Origin of the sequence: Agrococcus sediminis, assembly GCF_007923295.1 — a bacterium.
Taxonomy (GTDB): domain Bacteria; phylum Actinomycetota; class Actinomycetes; order Actinomycetales; family Microbacteriaceae; genus Agrococcus; species Agrococcus sediminis.
In genome coordinates this window covers 240,539-255,876 of the sequence record NZ_VOIR01000013.1, presented here as the reverse complement: position 1 = coordinate 255,876, position 15,338 = coordinate 240,539, and the positions used below count along the sequence as shown (strand labels likewise).

At 73.2% G+C, this 15,338-nt stretch carries 12 protein-coding genes; 8 read left to right on the top strand and 4 right to left on the bottom strand.

Annotated elements, in window-relative coordinates; translation table 11 throughout:
• Window positions 1–46 precede the first annotated feature (46 nt).
• Window positions 47–1,414: a hypothetical protein gene (locus tag FQ330_RS07045; protein ID WP_146356293.1), complete on the top strand. Its 1,368-nt coding sequence runs from the start codon at window positions 47–49 to the stop codon at window positions 1,412–1,414.
• Here FQ330_RS07045 and sucB read toward each other — a convergent pair.
• The 3 genes from sucB to FQ330_RS07030 all read right to left on the bottom strand — a co-directional run bounded on the left by sucB (window position 1,411) and on the right by FQ330_RS07030 (window position 6,309).
• On the bottom strand, window positions 1,411–3,360 hold the full coding sequence (gene sucB, locus FQ330_RS07040) for a 2-oxoglutarate dehydrogenase, E2 component, dihydrolipoamide succinyltransferase (protein ID WP_146356291.1): 1,950 nt from the start codon (window positions 3,358–3,360) through the stop codon (window positions 1,411–1,413). The two genes, FQ330_RS07045 and sucB, sit on opposite strands and share 4 nt — an antisense overlap.
• Before the next feature lie 22 nt (window positions 3,361–3,382).
• On the bottom strand, window positions 3,383–4,756 hold the full coding sequence (gene lpdA, locus FQ330_RS07035; RefSeq protein ID WP_128190499.1) for a dihydrolipoyl dehydrogenase: 1,374 nt from the start codon (window positions 4,754–4,756) through the stop codon (window positions 3,383–3,385).
• A gap of 104 nt (window positions 4,757–4,860) precedes the next feature.
• Window positions 4,861–6,309 carry a leucyl aminopeptidase gene (locus FQ330_RS07030; protein WP_128190498.1) on the bottom strand — a complete coding sequence of 483 codons (1,449 nt, stop codon included), beginning with the start codon at window positions 6,307–6,309 and terminating at the stop codon, window positions 4,861–4,863.
• 62 nt (window positions 6,310–6,371) lie between these two features.
• Here FQ330_RS07030 and FQ330_RS07025 point away from each other — a divergent pair, with 62 nt between their 5' ends.
• From FQ330_RS07025 to FQ330_RS07000, 6 genes are all read left to right on the top strand, one after another.
• Window positions 6,372–7,292: a PAC2 family protein gene (locus FQ330_RS07025; RefSeq protein ID WP_128190497.1), complete on the top strand. Its 921-nt coding sequence runs from the start codon at window positions 6,372–6,374 to the stop codon at window positions 7,290–7,292.
• Window positions 7,289–8,617 (top strand): MFS transporter, encoded by a 1,329-nt coding sequence (locus FQ330_RS07020; protein ID WP_128190496.1) that lies wholly within the window; start codon window positions 7,289–7,291, stop codon window positions 8,615–8,617. The genes FQ330_RS07025 and FQ330_RS07020 overlap by 4 nt, the downstream gene beginning before the upstream one ends.
• A 178-nt stretch (window positions 8,618–8,795) precedes the next feature.
• Window positions 8,796–10,220, top strand: a complete 1,425-nt coding sequence (locus FQ330_RS07015) for an RNA polymerase sigma factor (protein WP_146356289.1) — start codon at window positions 8,796–8,798, stop codon at window positions 10,218–10,220.
• Between the two features lie 112 nt (window positions 10,221–10,332).
• Window positions 10,333–11,157 (top strand): amino acid ABC transporter substrate-binding protein, encoded by an 825-nt coding sequence (locus FQ330_RS07010; protein WP_128190641.1) that lies wholly within the window; start codon window positions 10,333–10,335, stop codon window positions 11,155–11,157.
• Window positions 11,158–11,236: 79 nt separating this feature from the next.
• A complete protein-coding gene (locus FQ330_RS07005) occupies window positions 11,237–11,893 on the top strand; it encodes an amino acid ABC transporter permease (RefSeq protein WP_146356287.1) in 657 nt (218 codons plus the stop codon).
• Window positions 11,883–12,671 carry an amino acid ABC transporter ATP-binding protein gene (locus FQ330_RS07000; protein WP_146356285.1) on the top strand — a complete coding sequence of 263 codons (789 nt, stop codon included), beginning with the start codon at window positions 11,883–11,885 and terminating at the stop codon, window positions 12,669–12,671. Before FQ330_RS07005 ends, FQ330_RS07000 begins: the two co-directional genes overlap by 11 nt.
• 64 nt (window positions 12,672–12,735) lie before the next feature.
• Here FQ330_RS07000 and FQ330_RS06995 read toward each other — a convergent pair whose 3' ends face one another.
• On the bottom strand, window positions 12,736–12,957 hold the full coding sequence (locus FQ330_RS06995) for a DUF7455 domain-containing protein (protein ID WP_128190644.1): 222 nt from the start codon (window positions 12,955–12,957) through the stop codon (window positions 12,736–12,738).
• A gap of 216 nt (window positions 12,958–13,173) precedes the next feature.
• Between FQ330_RS06995 and FQ330_RS06990 the strand changes: the two genes are divergently transcribed.
• Entirely contained in the window at window positions 13,174–15,255 is a 2,082-nt protein-coding gene (locus FQ330_RS06990) for a DNA gyrase/topoisomerase IV subunit B (RefSeq protein ID WP_146356283.1), read from the top strand.
• The last annotated feature ends 83 nt before the right edge of the window (window positions 15,256–15,338 follow it).

Here is a 15,338-nt window from a genome sequence, read left to right as displayed (position 1 = left end):
GCGCGCAGGCCCCGGCGCCGCGCGCCCCGGTGGCATGGTCGCCGCCGTGGACGACGAGGGAGCGACGGGGCCGGCGACGATCGCCGGGCTGCAGCTGGTGCGGGCGCTGCGGCACGACGGCGAGCGCGAGGCGTGGGTGGCGGCGGATGCGTCGGGCTCGGCGGTCGAGGTGCATCGCAGCCGGGCGGGTGCCGACGACGCGCTCGCCAGGGAGGCCGAGGCTGTGCTGGCCGCCGCGCATCCGCACCTCGTGCCCATCCTCGACGTCGCGACCGACGGGGGAGCCGTGGTCATCCGCCCCCTGCTGCCGCGCGACCTGGCCGCCTGGCTCCTGCAGCGCGGTGCACCGGCGCCCGGCGAGGCGGTGACGGCGCTCGCGCCGGTCGCGGCCGCGTTGGCCGCGCTGCACGCGGTCGGCGCCGCCGTCGACGGGTTCGGCGCGCAGGACGTGCGGCTCGATCCCGACGGCGCCCCGCTCCTGCTCGCGGCGGGCGCGCGGGTCGAGACGGCGAGGCCGACCGAGGCGTGGCGCGACGCGAGCCCCGCGGTCGCCGCGGACGTCGACGCGTGGCGGCGCCTCGCGGCGACCGTCGTCGAGGCGGCCGGCGCCGCGCTGCCGGCGGCGGTCGAGACCGCCCTCGAGCGGCGCGACCTCGCCGTCGCGGGCGACGCGCTGCTCGCGGCCTGGCCCGGGCTGCCGCTCGCGCTCGATCCGCCGCTGACGCGCGGCGAGGCCGAGCATCGCGCCGGAGCCCGCGGCGCCCAGAGGCACGGAGCCGGGCTGCGCCGCCGCGACCGCGCGGGCGGCGTCGACGCGCTCTGGTCGCGGGCCGCGCTGCTGCTCGACCGCGCGGCGGCGCGGGGCGGCCCGCTGCTCGAGCGCGCACGCGGGGCTGCTGGCTCGGTGCGCCCGAGGTTCTGGGCGGTCGCGGGCGCGAGCGCCGTCGCGGGCGCGATCGCGCTCGGGCTCGCGCTGCCGGCGGGCTCGGCCGGCGCAGACGCGCCGTCCGACGATGCCACTGCCGCGACCGCGCCGACCGAGCCCGCGAGCACCGCGCCGACCGAGCCGTCCCGCGCGCCCGACGCGCCCCATGCCGCCGATGCAGCAGCGGGCGCCGTGACTGCGGATCCGCTCGCGGGAGCGGCCGCCCTGCTCGCCGAGCGGGAGGCGTGCCTCGACGCCGGCGACGCCGCGTGCCTCGTCGGCCTGCACGAGCCCGACAGCCCGCAGCTCGTCGCCGACGAGCCGTGGCGGATGCCCGACGACGGGCGCCTCGAGGTCGTGCAGCAGCTGGGCGACGCGTGGCTGCTGCGGGTGGTCTCCGAGACGGCACCGGCCTCGGTGCTCGCGATGAGCACCGAGGCCGGTTGGGTGCTGCGCGACGCGTGGTCGGCGCAGCCGGGGTCTGGCTAGACCTCGAAGGCGCCCTCCTCGAGCCGGGCCTTGACCTGGCCGAGGTAGCGGGCCGCGTCGGCGCCGTCGATGATGCGGTGGTCGTACGACAGGGCGAGGAACACCATCGAGCGGACCGCGATCGAGTCCTGGCCGTCGACCTGCACGACCACGGGGCGCTTCACGACCGTGCCGACGCCGAGGATGGCGCGCTGCGGCTGGAACACGACCGGGGTGTCGAACAGCGCGCCGCGCGAGCCCGTGTTCGTCAGCGTGAACGTGCCGCCGGCGAGCTCGTCGGGGCTCAGCTTGTTGTCGCGGGTGCGCTGCGCGAGGTCGGCGATCTCGGCCGTCAGCTCGCGGATGCTCTTCGAGCCCGCGTCGCGGATGACCGGGGTCAGCAGGCCCCGCTCGGTGTCGACCGCCATCGAGAGGTTCTCGGTGTCGGGGTAGGTGATCTGCTCGCCGTCGTCCGTGGCGTTGATCAGCGGGTGCGACTTGAGCGCCTCGACCGCCGCCTGCGTGAAGAACGGCAGGAACGTGAGCTTCTGCCCGGTCTCCTCCTGGAAGGCCGCCTTCTTGGCATCGCGGAGCTTCGCGACCTTCGTCACGTCGACCTCGACCACGGTGGTGAGCTGGGCGAGCGTCTGCATCGACTCGACCGCGCGCTTCGCCACGACCTTGCGCAGCCGCGACATCGGTGCCGTGGTGCCGCGCAGCGGCGACACCTCGACCTCGGCGGCGGATGCCGCGGGGGCCTCGGCCGCGGCCGGTGCCTCGGCGGGCTTCGCCTCGGCGGCGGCCAGCACGTCCTCCTTGCGGATGCGCCCGCCCACGCCGGAGCCGGTCAGGCTCGCCAGGTCGACGCCGCGCTCGTTCGCCAGCTTGCGCACGATGGGCGTGACGTACGGCGAGCCGGAGGCGCTTGGTGCCGGTGCTGCCGGTGCCGGTGCCGCGGCGGCCGGAGCCGCGGGTGCGGGGGCTGCCGGGGCCGGCGCTGCCGGCGCCTTGGGCGCGGCGGGCTGCGCGGGCGCTGCCTTCGGCTCCTCGGCCTTCGGCTCAGCCTTGGGCTCCTCGGCCTTCGGCTCCGCCTTGGGCTCCTCGGCCTTCGGTGCCTCGGCCTCGGGAGCCTTGGCGGGCTCGGGCTGCTCGGTGGAGGGCTCAGCGGGCTCGGCCTGCGGGGCCGGTGCTGCGTCCTGCGCCTGCGCGGAGCCGTCGGCGTCGGCCGGCGGCTCGTCGGTCTTCGGCTCGTCGGCCGGCGCGGCAGCCGCTCCGCCCACGCGGGCGATGACGGCGCCGACGTCGACGGTGTCGTCCTCGTCGGCGAGCAGCTCGGTGATGGTGCCGGCGACGGGCGAGGGCACCTCGGTGTCGACCTTGTCGGTCGAGACCTCGACGATGGGCTCGTCGACCGCGACCTCGTCGCCCACGGCCTTGAGCCAGCGGGTGATCGTGCCCTCGGTGACGCTCTCGCCGAGCGCGGGGAGCGTGATGTCGGTGCCGCCGCCGGCTGCGGGCTTCGCCTCGGCCGCGGGCGCCTGCTGCGGGGCCTCCTCGGCCTGCTCCGCCTCCTGCGAGGGCGACTCCTGCGCCTCGGCGGCGGACTCCTCGTCGGCCTCCTGGTCCGCCTCGGGATCGGTGCCCTCGGTGGCGGTCTCGGCGGCGGGCTCCTCGGCCGGTGCCTCCTCGGCGGGGGCCTCCTCGGCCGGAGCCTGCTCGGCCGGTGCGTCGCTCGCGTCGCCGACGCGCGCGATGACCGCGCCGACCTCGACGGTGTCGTCCTCGTCGGCCAGGATCTCGGTGATGGTGCCGGCGACGGGCGAGGGCACCTCGGTGTCGACCTTGTCGGTCGAGACCTCGACGATGGGCTCGTCGACGGCGACCTCGTCGCCCACGGCCTTGAGCCAGCGGGTGATCGTGCCCTCGGTGACGCTCTCGCCGAGGGCGGGAAGCTGGATGTCAGTCATGCGGTGATCTCCTGTGGCTCGATCAGATGGCGTGGAGGGGCGTGCCGGCGAGCTTCAGCATCGTTTCGCCGAGGGACTCGTGCTGCGTCGGGTGCGCGTGGATCAGCTGCGAGACATCCTCCGGGTACGCCTCCCAGTTGACGATCAGCTGCGCCTCGCCGATCAGCTCGCCGACGCGGCGGCCGATCATGTGCACGCCGACGACGGGGCCGTCCTTCACGCGCACCGCCTTCACGCTGCCCGTCGTGCCGACGATCTCGCTCTTGGCGTTGCCGCCCAGCGAGTACTCGTAGCTCTCGACCTTGTCGTCGCCGAACTCCTCCTTGGCCTTCGCCTCGGTGTAGCCGATGGACGCGACCTCGGGGTCGGAGTAGGTGACCTTCGGGATGTTGCGGTCGTCGACGAGCCGCGGCGACAGGCCCGCGATCTCCTCGGCGACGAAGATGCCCTGCTGGTAGCCGCGGTGCGCGAGCTGCAGGCCCGGGACGATGTCGCCGACGGCGTAGACGCCGGGCACGGAGGTCTGCAGGCGCTCGTCGACCGTGACGAAGCCGCGGTCGAGCTGCACGCCGACCTCCTCGTAGCCGAGGCCGGCCGTGACGGGGCCGCGGCCGACGGCGACGAGCAGCAGGTCGGCGTCGATCGTCTCGCCGCTCTCGAGCGAGACGTGCACGCCCGAGTCGTCCTGCGTCACGCCGGAGAAGCGCGCGCCGACCTTGAACTGGATGCCGCGCTTCTTGTAGGCGCGCTCGAACTGCTTCGAGACCGACTCCTCCTCGTTCGGGACGAGGTGGGGGAGCCCCTCGATGATCGTCACCTCGACGCCGAAGGAGCGCCAGACGCTGGCGAACTCGACGCCGATCACGCCGCCGCCGAGGATCGCCGCGCGCTGCGGGATCCAGTCGAGCTGCAGCGCCTGCTCGCTCGTGATGACGTTGCCGGTGATCTCGAGGCCCGGGAGCGTCTTCGGGTAGGAGCCCGTCGCGAGCACGATGCTCGAACCGGTGAGGGTCTGGTCGCCGACCTGCACGGTCGTGGGGGAGGTGAGCTTGCCCTCGCCCTCGAACACCGGGATGCCCTTGGCCTTGATGAGGCCCTGCAGGCCCTTGAACTTCTTGGAGACGATGCCCTCGCGGAACGCGGTCACGCGCTGGATGTCGATGCCCTTGAGCTCCGCGTCGACGCCCGCCTCCTCGGAGTCGCGCACGACGTCGGCGACCTCGGCCGAGTGCAGCATCGCCTTCGTGGGCACGCAGCCCTTGTGCAGGCAGGTGCCGCCGAGCTTGTCCTTCTCGACGATCGCGACGGTCTTGCCGAGCTGCACGGCGCGCAGCGCCACGGCGTAGCCCGCGCTGCCTCCGCCCAGGACGACGATGTCAAAGCTCTGATCGGACACGCACTCGCTCCTTATGATCCTTCGTCGCCGCGCCGGTGGGCGCGGCGGTGCAGGGCAGTTCTTGCCCGTGCCAGCCTAGTCGGAAGCACCTCGGAGTTCGTCGATCACTCGGCCGAGCGCGACATCTTCGACAGCATGCGCAGCAGCCCGCGCACGGTCACGCCCGTCGCGCCCACCGGGGTGAAGCCGAAGGCGGAGCCGGTGTTGGTCGAGGGGCCGGCGATGTCGAGGTGCGCCCACGGGATGCGCGCGCCGTCGCGCTCGCCGATGAACTCGGCGAGGAAGGCTGCCGCCAGCAGCATGCCGCCGGCGCGGTTGCCGACCTTGGCGTTCGCGAGGTCGGCGACCTCCGAGTCGAGCATCGGCAGCATCTCCTCGGGGATGGGCATGGGCCACAGCTGCTCGCCCACCTCGCGGCCCGCGCGCACGACGGCGTCGACGAACGCGTCGTCGTTGCCCATCACGCCGCTGACGCGGTTGCCGAGCGCGATCTGCTGCGCGCCGGTGAGCGTCGCGACGTCGATGATCGCGTCGGGCATCGCCTCGCTCGCGAGCACGAGCCCGTCGGCCATCACGAGGCGCCCCTCGGCGTCGGTGTTCGTGACCTCGACCGTGGTGCCGCCGCGCATGGTGATCACGTCGTCGGGGCGCGTCGACGTCGACGAGACGAGGTTCTCGGCGAGGCACAGGTGCGCGGTGATGCGGATGGGCAGCTGGAGCGCCGCCGCGGCGACGACGACGGCGTGCACCGTCGCGGCGCCGGTCATGTCGTACTTCATGTGCTGCATCGACGCGGCGGGCTTCAGCGAGAGGCCGCCGGAGTCGAAGGTGATGCCCTTGCCGACGAGCACGACGTGGCGGGTGGCGTTCTCGGGCGCGTGCTCGATCGTCACGAGCCGCGGCGGGCGGCTCGAGCCCTGGCCGACGGCGAGGATGCCGCCGAAGCCCTCGCGCCGGAGGCGCTCCTCGTCGCGCACCACGACGCTCAGGCCCGCGGCCTCGCCCTCGGCGACCACGCGGTCGGCGAACTCGACGGGGCTCAGGAGGTTGGGCGGCGTGTTGGCGAGGTCGCGCGTCGTCCACACCGCCTGCGATGCGGCCTGCGCCATGGCGACGACCGTCTCGGTCACCTCGGCCTCGCCGGCGACCACGGCGATCTCGAGCACGCCGGGCCGCTGGTCGCGCTTCAGCCCGGTGTAGCGGTACGCGCCGAGCGCCGCGCCCTCGAGCACCGCGAGCACGTCGTCGGTCGTCGTCACCGGGAGCGCGAGCGCGAGCGACGGCACGTCGCGGAGCGCGCGCACCGCGGCGCCGGCGACCTCGCGCAGCCGTGCCGACGAGAGGTCGTCGCCGAGGCCGACGAAGGCGACGGCACGGCCGTCGACGACGGCTCGGGTCACCTGCTCCCGCTTGCCGGTGATGCCCAGGCCCGAGAGCAGCTCGGGGTCGAAGCCCTGGGCGGCGGGCTCGTCGCCGGCGGTGACGCCGTGCACGGTGAGCTCGGCGGTGGCGTCTTCGGGGCGGGCGATGATCGAGAGCGCGGGGATGGGCATGGGTCACGAGGATACCGGCGACGTCGGGCTCCCCGTCCGCCGCCCATCACTAGGCTGGAGCCGTGTTCGAACCGCACGAGCTGACACTGGCCCTCGAGGACCTCGAGACGGTGCCGCGCGGGCTCGACCTCGTGATCGCGATCCACGGCTTCGTCGACGCCGGCGCCGCGGCCGAGGCCGCCGCCGCCGCGATCCTCGACACCCTCCCGCACCGAGGCATCGTCGAGTTCGACACCGACCTCCTCATCGACCACCGCTCGCGCCGGCCGCGGATGCTCTTCAACGAGGACCACATCGAGGAGTACCTGCCGCACACGCTCACGGTGCTGCTGGTCGAGGACGACGCGGGGGCGCCCTTCCTGCTGCTGACGGGCCCGGAGCCCGACTGGATGTGGGAGCGCTTCACCGACGCCCTGCTCGAGCTGCTCGAGCACCTCGAGGTGGCGTCGACGACGATCATCACCTCGATCGGCATGCCCGTGCCGCACACGCGCCCGCTCGTCTCGACGGTCTCGGGCAACCGCACGGAGCTGATCGAGCAGTACTCGGCCTGGCGCCCAGTCTCGTCGGTGCCCGCGTCGGTCATCCACCGGATCGAGCACCGCCTGCAGGGCTCGGCTCCCGTGGCGACCTTCACGGTGCTCGTGCCGCACTACGTGGGGGAGTCCGGCTCGGCCGGGCCCGCGCTCGCCGCGCTCGAGGGGGTGACGAGCGCGACCTCGCTCGCCTTCCGCACCGAGGAGCTGCGCACCGCCGACCGCGAGTTCCAGCAGCTCGTCGCGCAGCAGATGGAGACGAACGAGGAGCTGCAGCGCGTCGTGCGCACGCTCGAGGCCCGCTACGACGCGTTCATGGCGCAGACGTCGGTGCGGTCACCGCTCACCGACGAGGACGGCTCGCTGCCGAGCGCCGACGAGATCGCCGAGGAGCTCGAGCGCTACCTGCAGGAGCGCCGGCGGCCGGGACCGGATCCGCTGGCATGAACAGCGCCCGCTCCTGGCTGGTCTGGGGAGTCGGCGCGATCGCCTACATGATGGCGATCCTGCACCGCTCGTCGCTCGGCGTGGCCGGCCCCGCCGCCGCGGAGCGCTTCGAGGTGGCCGCGACCCTGCTCGCGACGCTCGGCGCGGTGCAGGTGGGCGTCTACGCCGCGATGCAGGTGCCCGTCGGCGTGCTGCTCGACCGCTTCGGGCCGCGCGTGCTCATCGCCTCCGGCGCCGCGATCATGGTCGGCGGCCAGGCGATGGTGGCCCTCGCCGAGGACCTGCCGCTCGCGATCGCGGGCCGCGTGCTGCTCGGCATCGGCGACGCCGCCACCTTCATCTCGGTCATCCGGCTGCAGTCGGGGTGGTTCCGCGGGCCGATCGTCGCGCAGATGTCGCAGTGGACCGCCACGACCGGGCAGGTCGGGCAGCTCATGTCGGCGATCCCGTTCGTGTGGCTGCTCAACGAGATCGGCTGGCGGCTCTCGTTCGGCACCCTCGCGGTCGCAGGTGCCGTCATCCTCGTGCTCGTCCTGCTCGTGGTGTTCGACGCGCCGCGCGGCGGGGCGCCGGCGACCGGTTCAATCGACGTCCCCGAGGGCTGGTGGCCGCGGCTGCAGGCGGCGTTCCGCCAGCCCGGCACGCGGCTCGGCTTCTGGACGCACTTCTCGCTGCTCGCCTCGACGAACGTCTTCCTGCTGCTGTGGGGCTTCCCGATGCTCGTCGACGGGCTCGGCTACTCGCAGCCGGACGCGGCTCGGCTCATGACGGTCGTGGTGGTCACCGGCATGGTCGTCGGGCCGATCGTGGGCATCGCGACGGCGCGCTTCCCGCTCCGCCGCTCGACGCTCGTGCTGTGCATCGTCGGCATCGTCGCGCTCACATGGGCCGTCGTGCTCGTGTGGCCCGGGCATCCGCCCACCTGGCTCGTCGTCGTGCTCGTCGTCGTGCTCGGCATCGCCGGCCCGGGCTCGACCGTCGGCTTCGACTTCGCGCGCACCTTCAACCCGCTGCGCGTGCTCGGCTCGGCCAACGGCGTCGTCAACATCGGCGGGTTCCTCGCGTCGTTCGCGATCATGCCGGCGGTCGGCATCATCCTCGACGTCGTGCACTCGGTGCGCACGGCAGCGGGGGAGCAGGTCGGGCTCTACGACTGGGACGCGTTCCGCATCGCGCTCTCGTCGCAGTTCGTCGTGCTCGCGCTCGGCTTCGCGATGGTGGTGCGGATGCGCCGCATCACGCGCTCGAGGCTGCGCGAGGAGGGCATCGAGGTCGCGCCCGTGTGGCAGGCGATCGCCCGCCGGATGCGCCGTCGCGGGCACTGAGGCGGCGCTCCCGGCGCTCGGGGAATGCGCATGCCACATGCAGCGCTATACTGTCAAGACCGACCCAGTCGAGACCGGCGCCCGCCGCCGGACTTGACATGGGTCATTCGACTGCCCTCAGTCCGGATCGCGCACGATCCACGACGGGGCCAGGCGCCCGAGACCCACCGGAGGACGCATGCCAGCCAAGGAGACCACCGCGAGCTCGCGCCGCAGCACCGCGAAGGCCGCCGAGCCCGAGCAGGCCACCGGCGCCGAGGCTCCTGCCGCGAAGGCGCCGGCGAAGGCCGCCGCCACCAAGACCGCCGCCGCCAAGGCGCCGGCGAAGACCGCTGCCGCGAAGACGACCGCTGCGAAGGCGCCGGCCGCGAAGACGACCGCTGCGAAGGCGGCCGCTGCGAAGACCACGGCCGCGAAGACCACGGCCGCCAAGACGACCGCCGCGAAGGCGAAGGCGACCCGTGCCAAGGCCGGTGAGGCCGACGGGACCGAGGTCGTCGACGCCGCCGCGGCCAAGCCCGCGCGCGGCGGGCGCCGCAAGGCCGCCGAGCCCGAGGTCGAGGAGACCGAGGAGGTCGCCGAGGAGGCCGAGGCCGAGGAGGAGGAGGAGGAGGTCCACGTCGAGAAGCTGCCGACGGGCGCCCTGCGCCTCTCGGGCGACGACGACGAGCCCGCCGCCACCCAGATCACCGGCGCCACCGCCGATCCGGTCAAGGACTACCTGAAGCAGATCGGCAAGGTCGCGCTGCTGAACGCCGAGCAGGAGGTCGACCTCGCCATGCGCATCGAGGCGGGCCTGTTCGCCGAGGAGAAGCTCTCGCTCGAGCCCGACCTCGACTGGCAGCTCAAGCGCGACCTCACGCGCATCGCCCGCGACGGCCAGCGCGCCAAGAGCCACCTGCTGGGCGCCAACCTGCGCCTCGTGGTCTCGCTCGCGAAGCGCTACACCGGCCGCGGCATGCAGTTCCTGGACCTCATCCAGGAGGGCAACCTGGGCCTCATCCGCGCGGTCGAGAAGTTCGACTACACGAAGGGCTTCAAGTTCTCCACGTACGCGACGTGGTGGATCCGCCAGGCCATCACCCGCGCCATGGCCGACCAGGCGCGCACGATCCGCATCCCGGTGCACATGGTCGAGGTCATCAACAAGCTCGCCCGCGTGCAGCGCCAGATGCTCCAGGACCTCGGCCGCGAGCCGAGCCCCGAGGAGCTGGCCCGCGAGCTCGACATGACCCCCGAGAAGGTCATCGAGGTGCAGAAGTACGGCCGCGAGCCCATCTCGCTGCACACGCCCCTCGGCGAGGACGGCGACAGCGAGTTCGGCGACCTGATCGAGGACACCGAGGCGGTCGTGCCCGCCGACGCGGTGGGCTTCACGATGCTGCAGCGCCAGCTCGAGTCGCTGCTCGACTCGCTCTCGGAGCGCGAGGCGGGCGTGATCCGCATGCGCTTCGGCCTCGGCGACGGCATGCCCAAGACGCTCGACCAGATCGGCGACACCTTCGGCGTGACGCGCGAGCGCATCCGCCAGATCGAGTCGAAGACGATGGCGAAGCTGCGCCACCCCTCGCGCTCGCAGCAGCTGCGCGACTACCTGGAGTAGGCCGCACCGGCATCCAGCGCCCGCAGGCCGCCCCGTTCGCCGGGGCGGCCTGCGTCGTCTCCGGGGCCGCTCATGCTCTAACATGGAGTGTTGCCCCCAAGAAGGAGAAGTCATGACCCACGCCCGTCCCGCGGTCGTCCTCGCGGCCCTCGCCGCTGCATCCGTCGCCCTCGTCGGCTGCTCCTCGGGCTCCGAGCCCGCCGCGAGCGGCGAGCCGAGCTCGACCGGCCTCACCCTCGAGCAGGTGCAGGAGGCGGGCGTGCTCGTCGTCGGCACCGAGGGCACCTACTCGCCGTTCTCGTTCCACGAGGGCGGGGCGGGCGAGCTGACCGGCTACGACGTCGAGGTGATCACCGCGGTGGCGGAGGAGCTGGGCGTCGAGGTGGAGTTCCAGGAGACCCAGTGGGACGCGATCTTCGCGGGCCTCGACTCCGGCCGCTTCGACGTCATCGCCAACCAGGTCTCGATCACGCCCGAGCGCCTCGAGCGCTACGAGTTCAGCACGCCGTACACCTACTCGCCGGGCGTGCTGATCGTGCCCGAGGGCAGCGACATCACCGGCTTCGACGCGCTCGAGGGCCGCACGAGCGCCCAGTCGCTCACGAGCAACTGGGCCGAGGTCGCCACCGACGCGGGCGCCGACGTCGAGGAGGTCGAGGGCTTCGCCCAGGCCGCCGAGCTGCTGCGCCAGGGTCGCGTCGATGCCACGATCAACGACCGCCTGACCTTCCTCGACTACGAGCAGTCGCAGGGCGGCGAGACGGGCCTCGAGGTGGTCGCCGAGACCGAGGAGGTCAGCGAGAGCGCCGTCGCGTTCCGCGCCGGCAGCGAGTCGCTCGTAGCCGCGGTCGACGAGGCGCTCGCCGCGCTCGCCGCCGACGGCACGCTCGCCGAGATCTCGGAGCGCTACTTCGGCGAGGACGTCTCGCAGCCGTGACGGGCGCACCTCGCGGACACCGGCCCCGGCGCTCGCCGGGGCCGCGTCCGTGCGCGCGCCGAGCCTCTAGGCTCGCGTCGTGAACTGGCAGCTCGTGCTCGACTCGCTGGGGCCCATCGCCCTCGGCGCGATCACCGGCACCATCCCGCTCACCCTCGCGTCGTTCTCGCTCGGCCTCCTGATCGCGATCGGGATGGCGCTCATGCGCATCTCGGGCATCGCGTGGCTCTCGGCCGTCGCGCGCGGCTACATCTCGGTCATCCGCGGCACCCCGATGCTCGTGCAGCTGTTCGTGATCTTCTACGGCATGCCGCAGATCGGGATCACGCTCGACCCCTGGCCGAGCGCGATCATCGCCCTCTCGCTCAACGTCGGCGGCTACGCGGCCGAGATCATCCGCGCCGCGATCCTCTCGATCCCGCGCGGGCAGTGGGAGGCCGCGGCGATGGTGGGCATGTCGCGGGGCCAGGCGCTCTGGCGCATCGTGCTCCCGCAGGCGGCGCGCGTGTCGGTGCCGCCGCTGTCGAACACCTTCATCTCGCTCGTGAAGGACACCTCCCTCGCGTCGGTGATCCTCGTCACCGAGCTGTTCCGCGTGGCGCAGCGCATCGCCGCGCCGAGCGGCGAGTTCCTCACGATCTACATCGTCGCCGCCGTCGTCTACTGGGTCATCTGCCTCGTGCTCGCCGGCGGGCAGGACCGCCTCGAGAGGAGGCTCGACCGCTATGCCGTCTGAGCACACCGACGCCGCCGCCGACGGCCTCCTGCTGTCGGCGCGCGGGCTGCACAAGTCGTTCGGCGAGAACCACGTGCTGCGCGGCGTCGACCTCGACATCGCGCCCGGCACCGTCCACGCGCTCATCGGCCCGTCGGGCTCCGGCAAGACGACGGTGCTCCGCTCGCTCAACGGGCTCGAGACGCCGGACGCCGGGAGCCTGCGGATCGGCGACCTCGCGATCGACTTCGCCCGGCCGCCCGGCCGGCGCGAGCGCGCGGCGCTGCACCGCGCATCCGCCATGGTCTTCCAGCAGCACCACCTGTTCCCGCACCTGACGGTGCTCGGCAACGTCACGATCGGGCCCGTGCGCGTGCAGGGCCGCGACCGCGACGAGGCCACGGCGGATGCGCTGGCGCTGCTCGACCGCGTCGGCCTGCGCGAGAAGGCGGACGCCTACCCGTCGTCGCTCTCCGGCGGCCAGCAGCAGCGCGTCGGGATCGTGCGCGCGCTCGCCCTCGCGCCGTCGATGCTGCTGTTCGACGAGCCCACCTCGTCGCTCGACCCGGAGCTCGTGGGCGAGGTGCTCGCGGTCATGACCGAGCTGGCCGCCGACGGCTGGACGATGGCGGTCGTCACGCACGAGCTCGGCTTCGCGCGCGAGGTCGCCGACGAGGTGTCGTTCTTCGACGAGGGCGTCGTCGTCGAGCGCGGTGCGCCCGCGCAGCTCTTCGGCGACCCGCGCCACGAGCGCACGAAGCGCTTCCTGCAGCGGCTGCAGGGCCCCTTCGGCGGGTAGCGAGCAGCCCCCGCACGCGGAAGCGGCCCGCCCCACGAGGGGACGGGCCGCTTCGCGGTCTGCGTCAGCGCTCGGCGAGCTTCGCGCTCTCGTCGTGCCACACGAGCGCGACGGGCTCGAGCGCCTCGCGGTGCTTCGCGGCGTGGTGCGCGCAGAAGAGCAGCGTGCCGCTCGCCATGGTCGCTCGGACGTATGCCTGGGCGCCGCAGCTGTCGCAGCGGTCGAGCGCGCTGAGCGGCGCGTTCGCCTCGTCGGCCTCGAGCGTCGCGGTCTGGGTGTCGTTCACGGTGCCCTCCTTCTTCGTCCTGACCTCCATCGTGGCACGGGAGTCTGTCAGATCCCGGTCATCCGGCCATCGGTTCGCCAGCGGCGCAACGCCCGTCCGCGCCGCGCGCCCTGCCGTTCCGCGGGCCCGCGCGGCCTTAGGCTGGCGGGCGGCGCCCACTCGGCCGGTCGCAGACCGCTGCAGCCCGGGCGCGTCGAGCGAGGATTGGGGGATCGGTTGGCAGCTGCGGCATCCGACTACTCGGCGCGGCACCTGACGGTGCTCGAGGGGCTCGAGGCGGTGCGCAAGCGCCCGGGCATGTACATCGGCTCGACCGACTCGCGCGGCCTGATGCACTGCCTGTGGGAGATCATCGACAACTCGGTCGACGAGGCGCTCGGCGGCCATGGCGACGCGATCACGGTCGTGCTGCACCGCGACGGCTCCGTCGAGGTGCGCGACACCGCCCGCGGCCTGCCGATCGACGTCGAGCCGCGCACGGGCCTCACGGGCGTCGAGGTGATCTTCACGAAGCTGCACGCCGGCGGCAAGTTCGGAGGCGGCGCCTACAAGTCCTCCGGCGGCCTCCACGGCGTCGGCGCATCCGTCGTCAACGCCCTCTCGGAGCGCCTCGACGTCGAGGTCGACCGAGACGGCGCGACGTGGGCCATGTCGTTCCACCGCGGCGAGCCGGGGGAGTTCCTCGACGAGGGTGAGCCCTCGCCGCACGCGACGTTCCTGCCGTTCGTGGATGCGTCGCGGCTGCGCAAGGTCGGCAAGGTCGCGAAGGGCGTCACGGGCACGCGCGTGCGCTACTGGGCCGACCCGCAGGTGTTCACGAAGGGCGCCGACTTCCTCGCCGACGAGCTCTCGCGCCGGGCGCGCCAGACGGCGTTCCTCGTGCCGGGCCTCGCGATCCGGATCATCGACGACCGCGCCGACGAGCGCGTCGTGCACGACTTCAAGTACGACGGCGGCATCAGCGAGTTCGCCGAGTACCTCGCGCCCGACCCCGCGCTCACCGCGACGTGGCGCCTGACCGGCGAGGGCGACTTCCAGGAGACGATCCCGGTGCTCGACGAGGCGACCGGGCACATGGTCACCCGCGAGGTCGACCGCACGTGCGAGGTCGACATCGCGCTGCGCTGGGGCACCGGCTACGACACCGTCGTGCAGACGTTCGTGAACATCATCGCGACGCCCAAGGGCGGCTCGCACCTGGCCGGCTTCGAGCAGTCGCTGCTCAAGCTCATCCGCGACCAGGTCGCCGTGAACGCGCGCAAGCTCAAGGCGGGCACCGACAAGGTGGAGAAGGACGACGCGCTCGCCGGCCTCACCGCCGTCGTGACGGTGCGGCTGCCCGAGCCGCAGTTCGAGGGCCAGACGAAGGAGGTGCTCGGCACGCCCGCCGTGCGCCAGATCGTCGCCCAGGTGGTCGCGCGCGAGCTTGGCGGAATCCTCACCTCGTCGAAGCGCGACGAGAAGGCGCAGGCCGCGCAGGTGCTCGAGAAGGTCGTCAGCGAGATGAAGGCGCGCATCTCGGCGCGCTCGCTCAAGGAGACCGCGCGGCGCAAGAGCGCGCTCGAGTCGTCGTCGCTGCCGGTGAAGCTCGTCGACTGCCGCTCGAACGACGTCGCGCAGACCGAGCTGTTCATCGTCGAGGGCGACAGCGCGCTCGGCACCGCGAAGCCCGCGCGCGACAGCGAGTTCCAGGCGATCCTGCCCATCCGCGGCAAGATCCTCAACGTGCAGAAGGCGTCGGTCGCCGACATGCTCTCCAACGCGGAGTGCGCGGCGATCATCCAGTCGATCGGGGCGGGATCCGGCCGCTCGTTCGACATCTCGGCCGCGCGCTACGGCAAGATCATCATGCTGTCGGACGCCGATGTCGACGGCGCCCACATCCGCACCCTGCTGCTCACGCTCATCCACCGCTACATGCGGCCGCTCATCGACGAGGGGCGCGTCTTCGCGGCCGTGCCGCCGCTGCACCGCGTGCTCGTCAAGCACCGCGGCAAGCCGGACGAGGCCGTCTACACCTACTCGGACGCCGAGCTGCACCGCACGCTCGCGCGGCTCAAGAAGGCCGGCAAGGGGTGGCACGAGCCGCCGCAGCGCTACAAGGGCCTCGGCGAGATGGACGCCGACCAGCTGGCCGAGACGACCATGGACCGCTCGCGCCGCACCCTGCGCCGCGTCACGATCAGCGACGCCGAGCGGGCGAGCGAGGTCTTCGAGCTGCTCATGGGCAACGACGTGGCGCCGCGGCGCGAGCTCATCGTCACGTCGCAGGTCGACCGCGACCGCATCGACGCCTGAGGCGCGCGCGCTCGGAGCGCGGCGCCGACGCCGACTGGGGCGGATGCGCACGACCGGGGCGGGCACGCCGTGCCCGGTCGGGC

Bases quoted from the DNA above. Each gene is read 5' to 3' on its own strand.
- sucB (WP_146356291.1), bottom strand. From the start codon at position 3,360: ATGACTGACATCCAGCTTCCCGCCCTCGGCGAGAGCGTCACCGAGGGC.
- FQ330_RS07030 (WP_128190498.1), bottom strand. From the start codon at position 6,309: ATGCCCATCCCCGCGCTCTCGATCATCGCCCGCCCCGAAGACGCCACC.
- FQ330_RS07020 (WP_128190496.1), top strand. From the start codon at position 7,289: ATGAACAGCGCCCGCTCCTGGCTGGTCTGGGGAGTCGGCGCGATCGCC.
- FQ330_RS07015 (WP_146356289.1), top strand. From the start codon at position 8,796: ATGCCAGCCAAGGAGACCACCGCGAGCTCGCGCCGCAGCACCGCGAAG.
- FQ330_RS07010 (WP_128190641.1), top strand. From the start codon at position 10,333: ATGACCCACGCCCGTCCCGCGGTCGTCCTCGCGGCCCTCGCCGCTGCA.
- FQ330_RS07000 (WP_146356285.1), top strand. From the start codon at position 11,883: ATGCCGTCTGAGCACACCGACGCCGCCGCCGACGGCCTCCTGCTGTCG.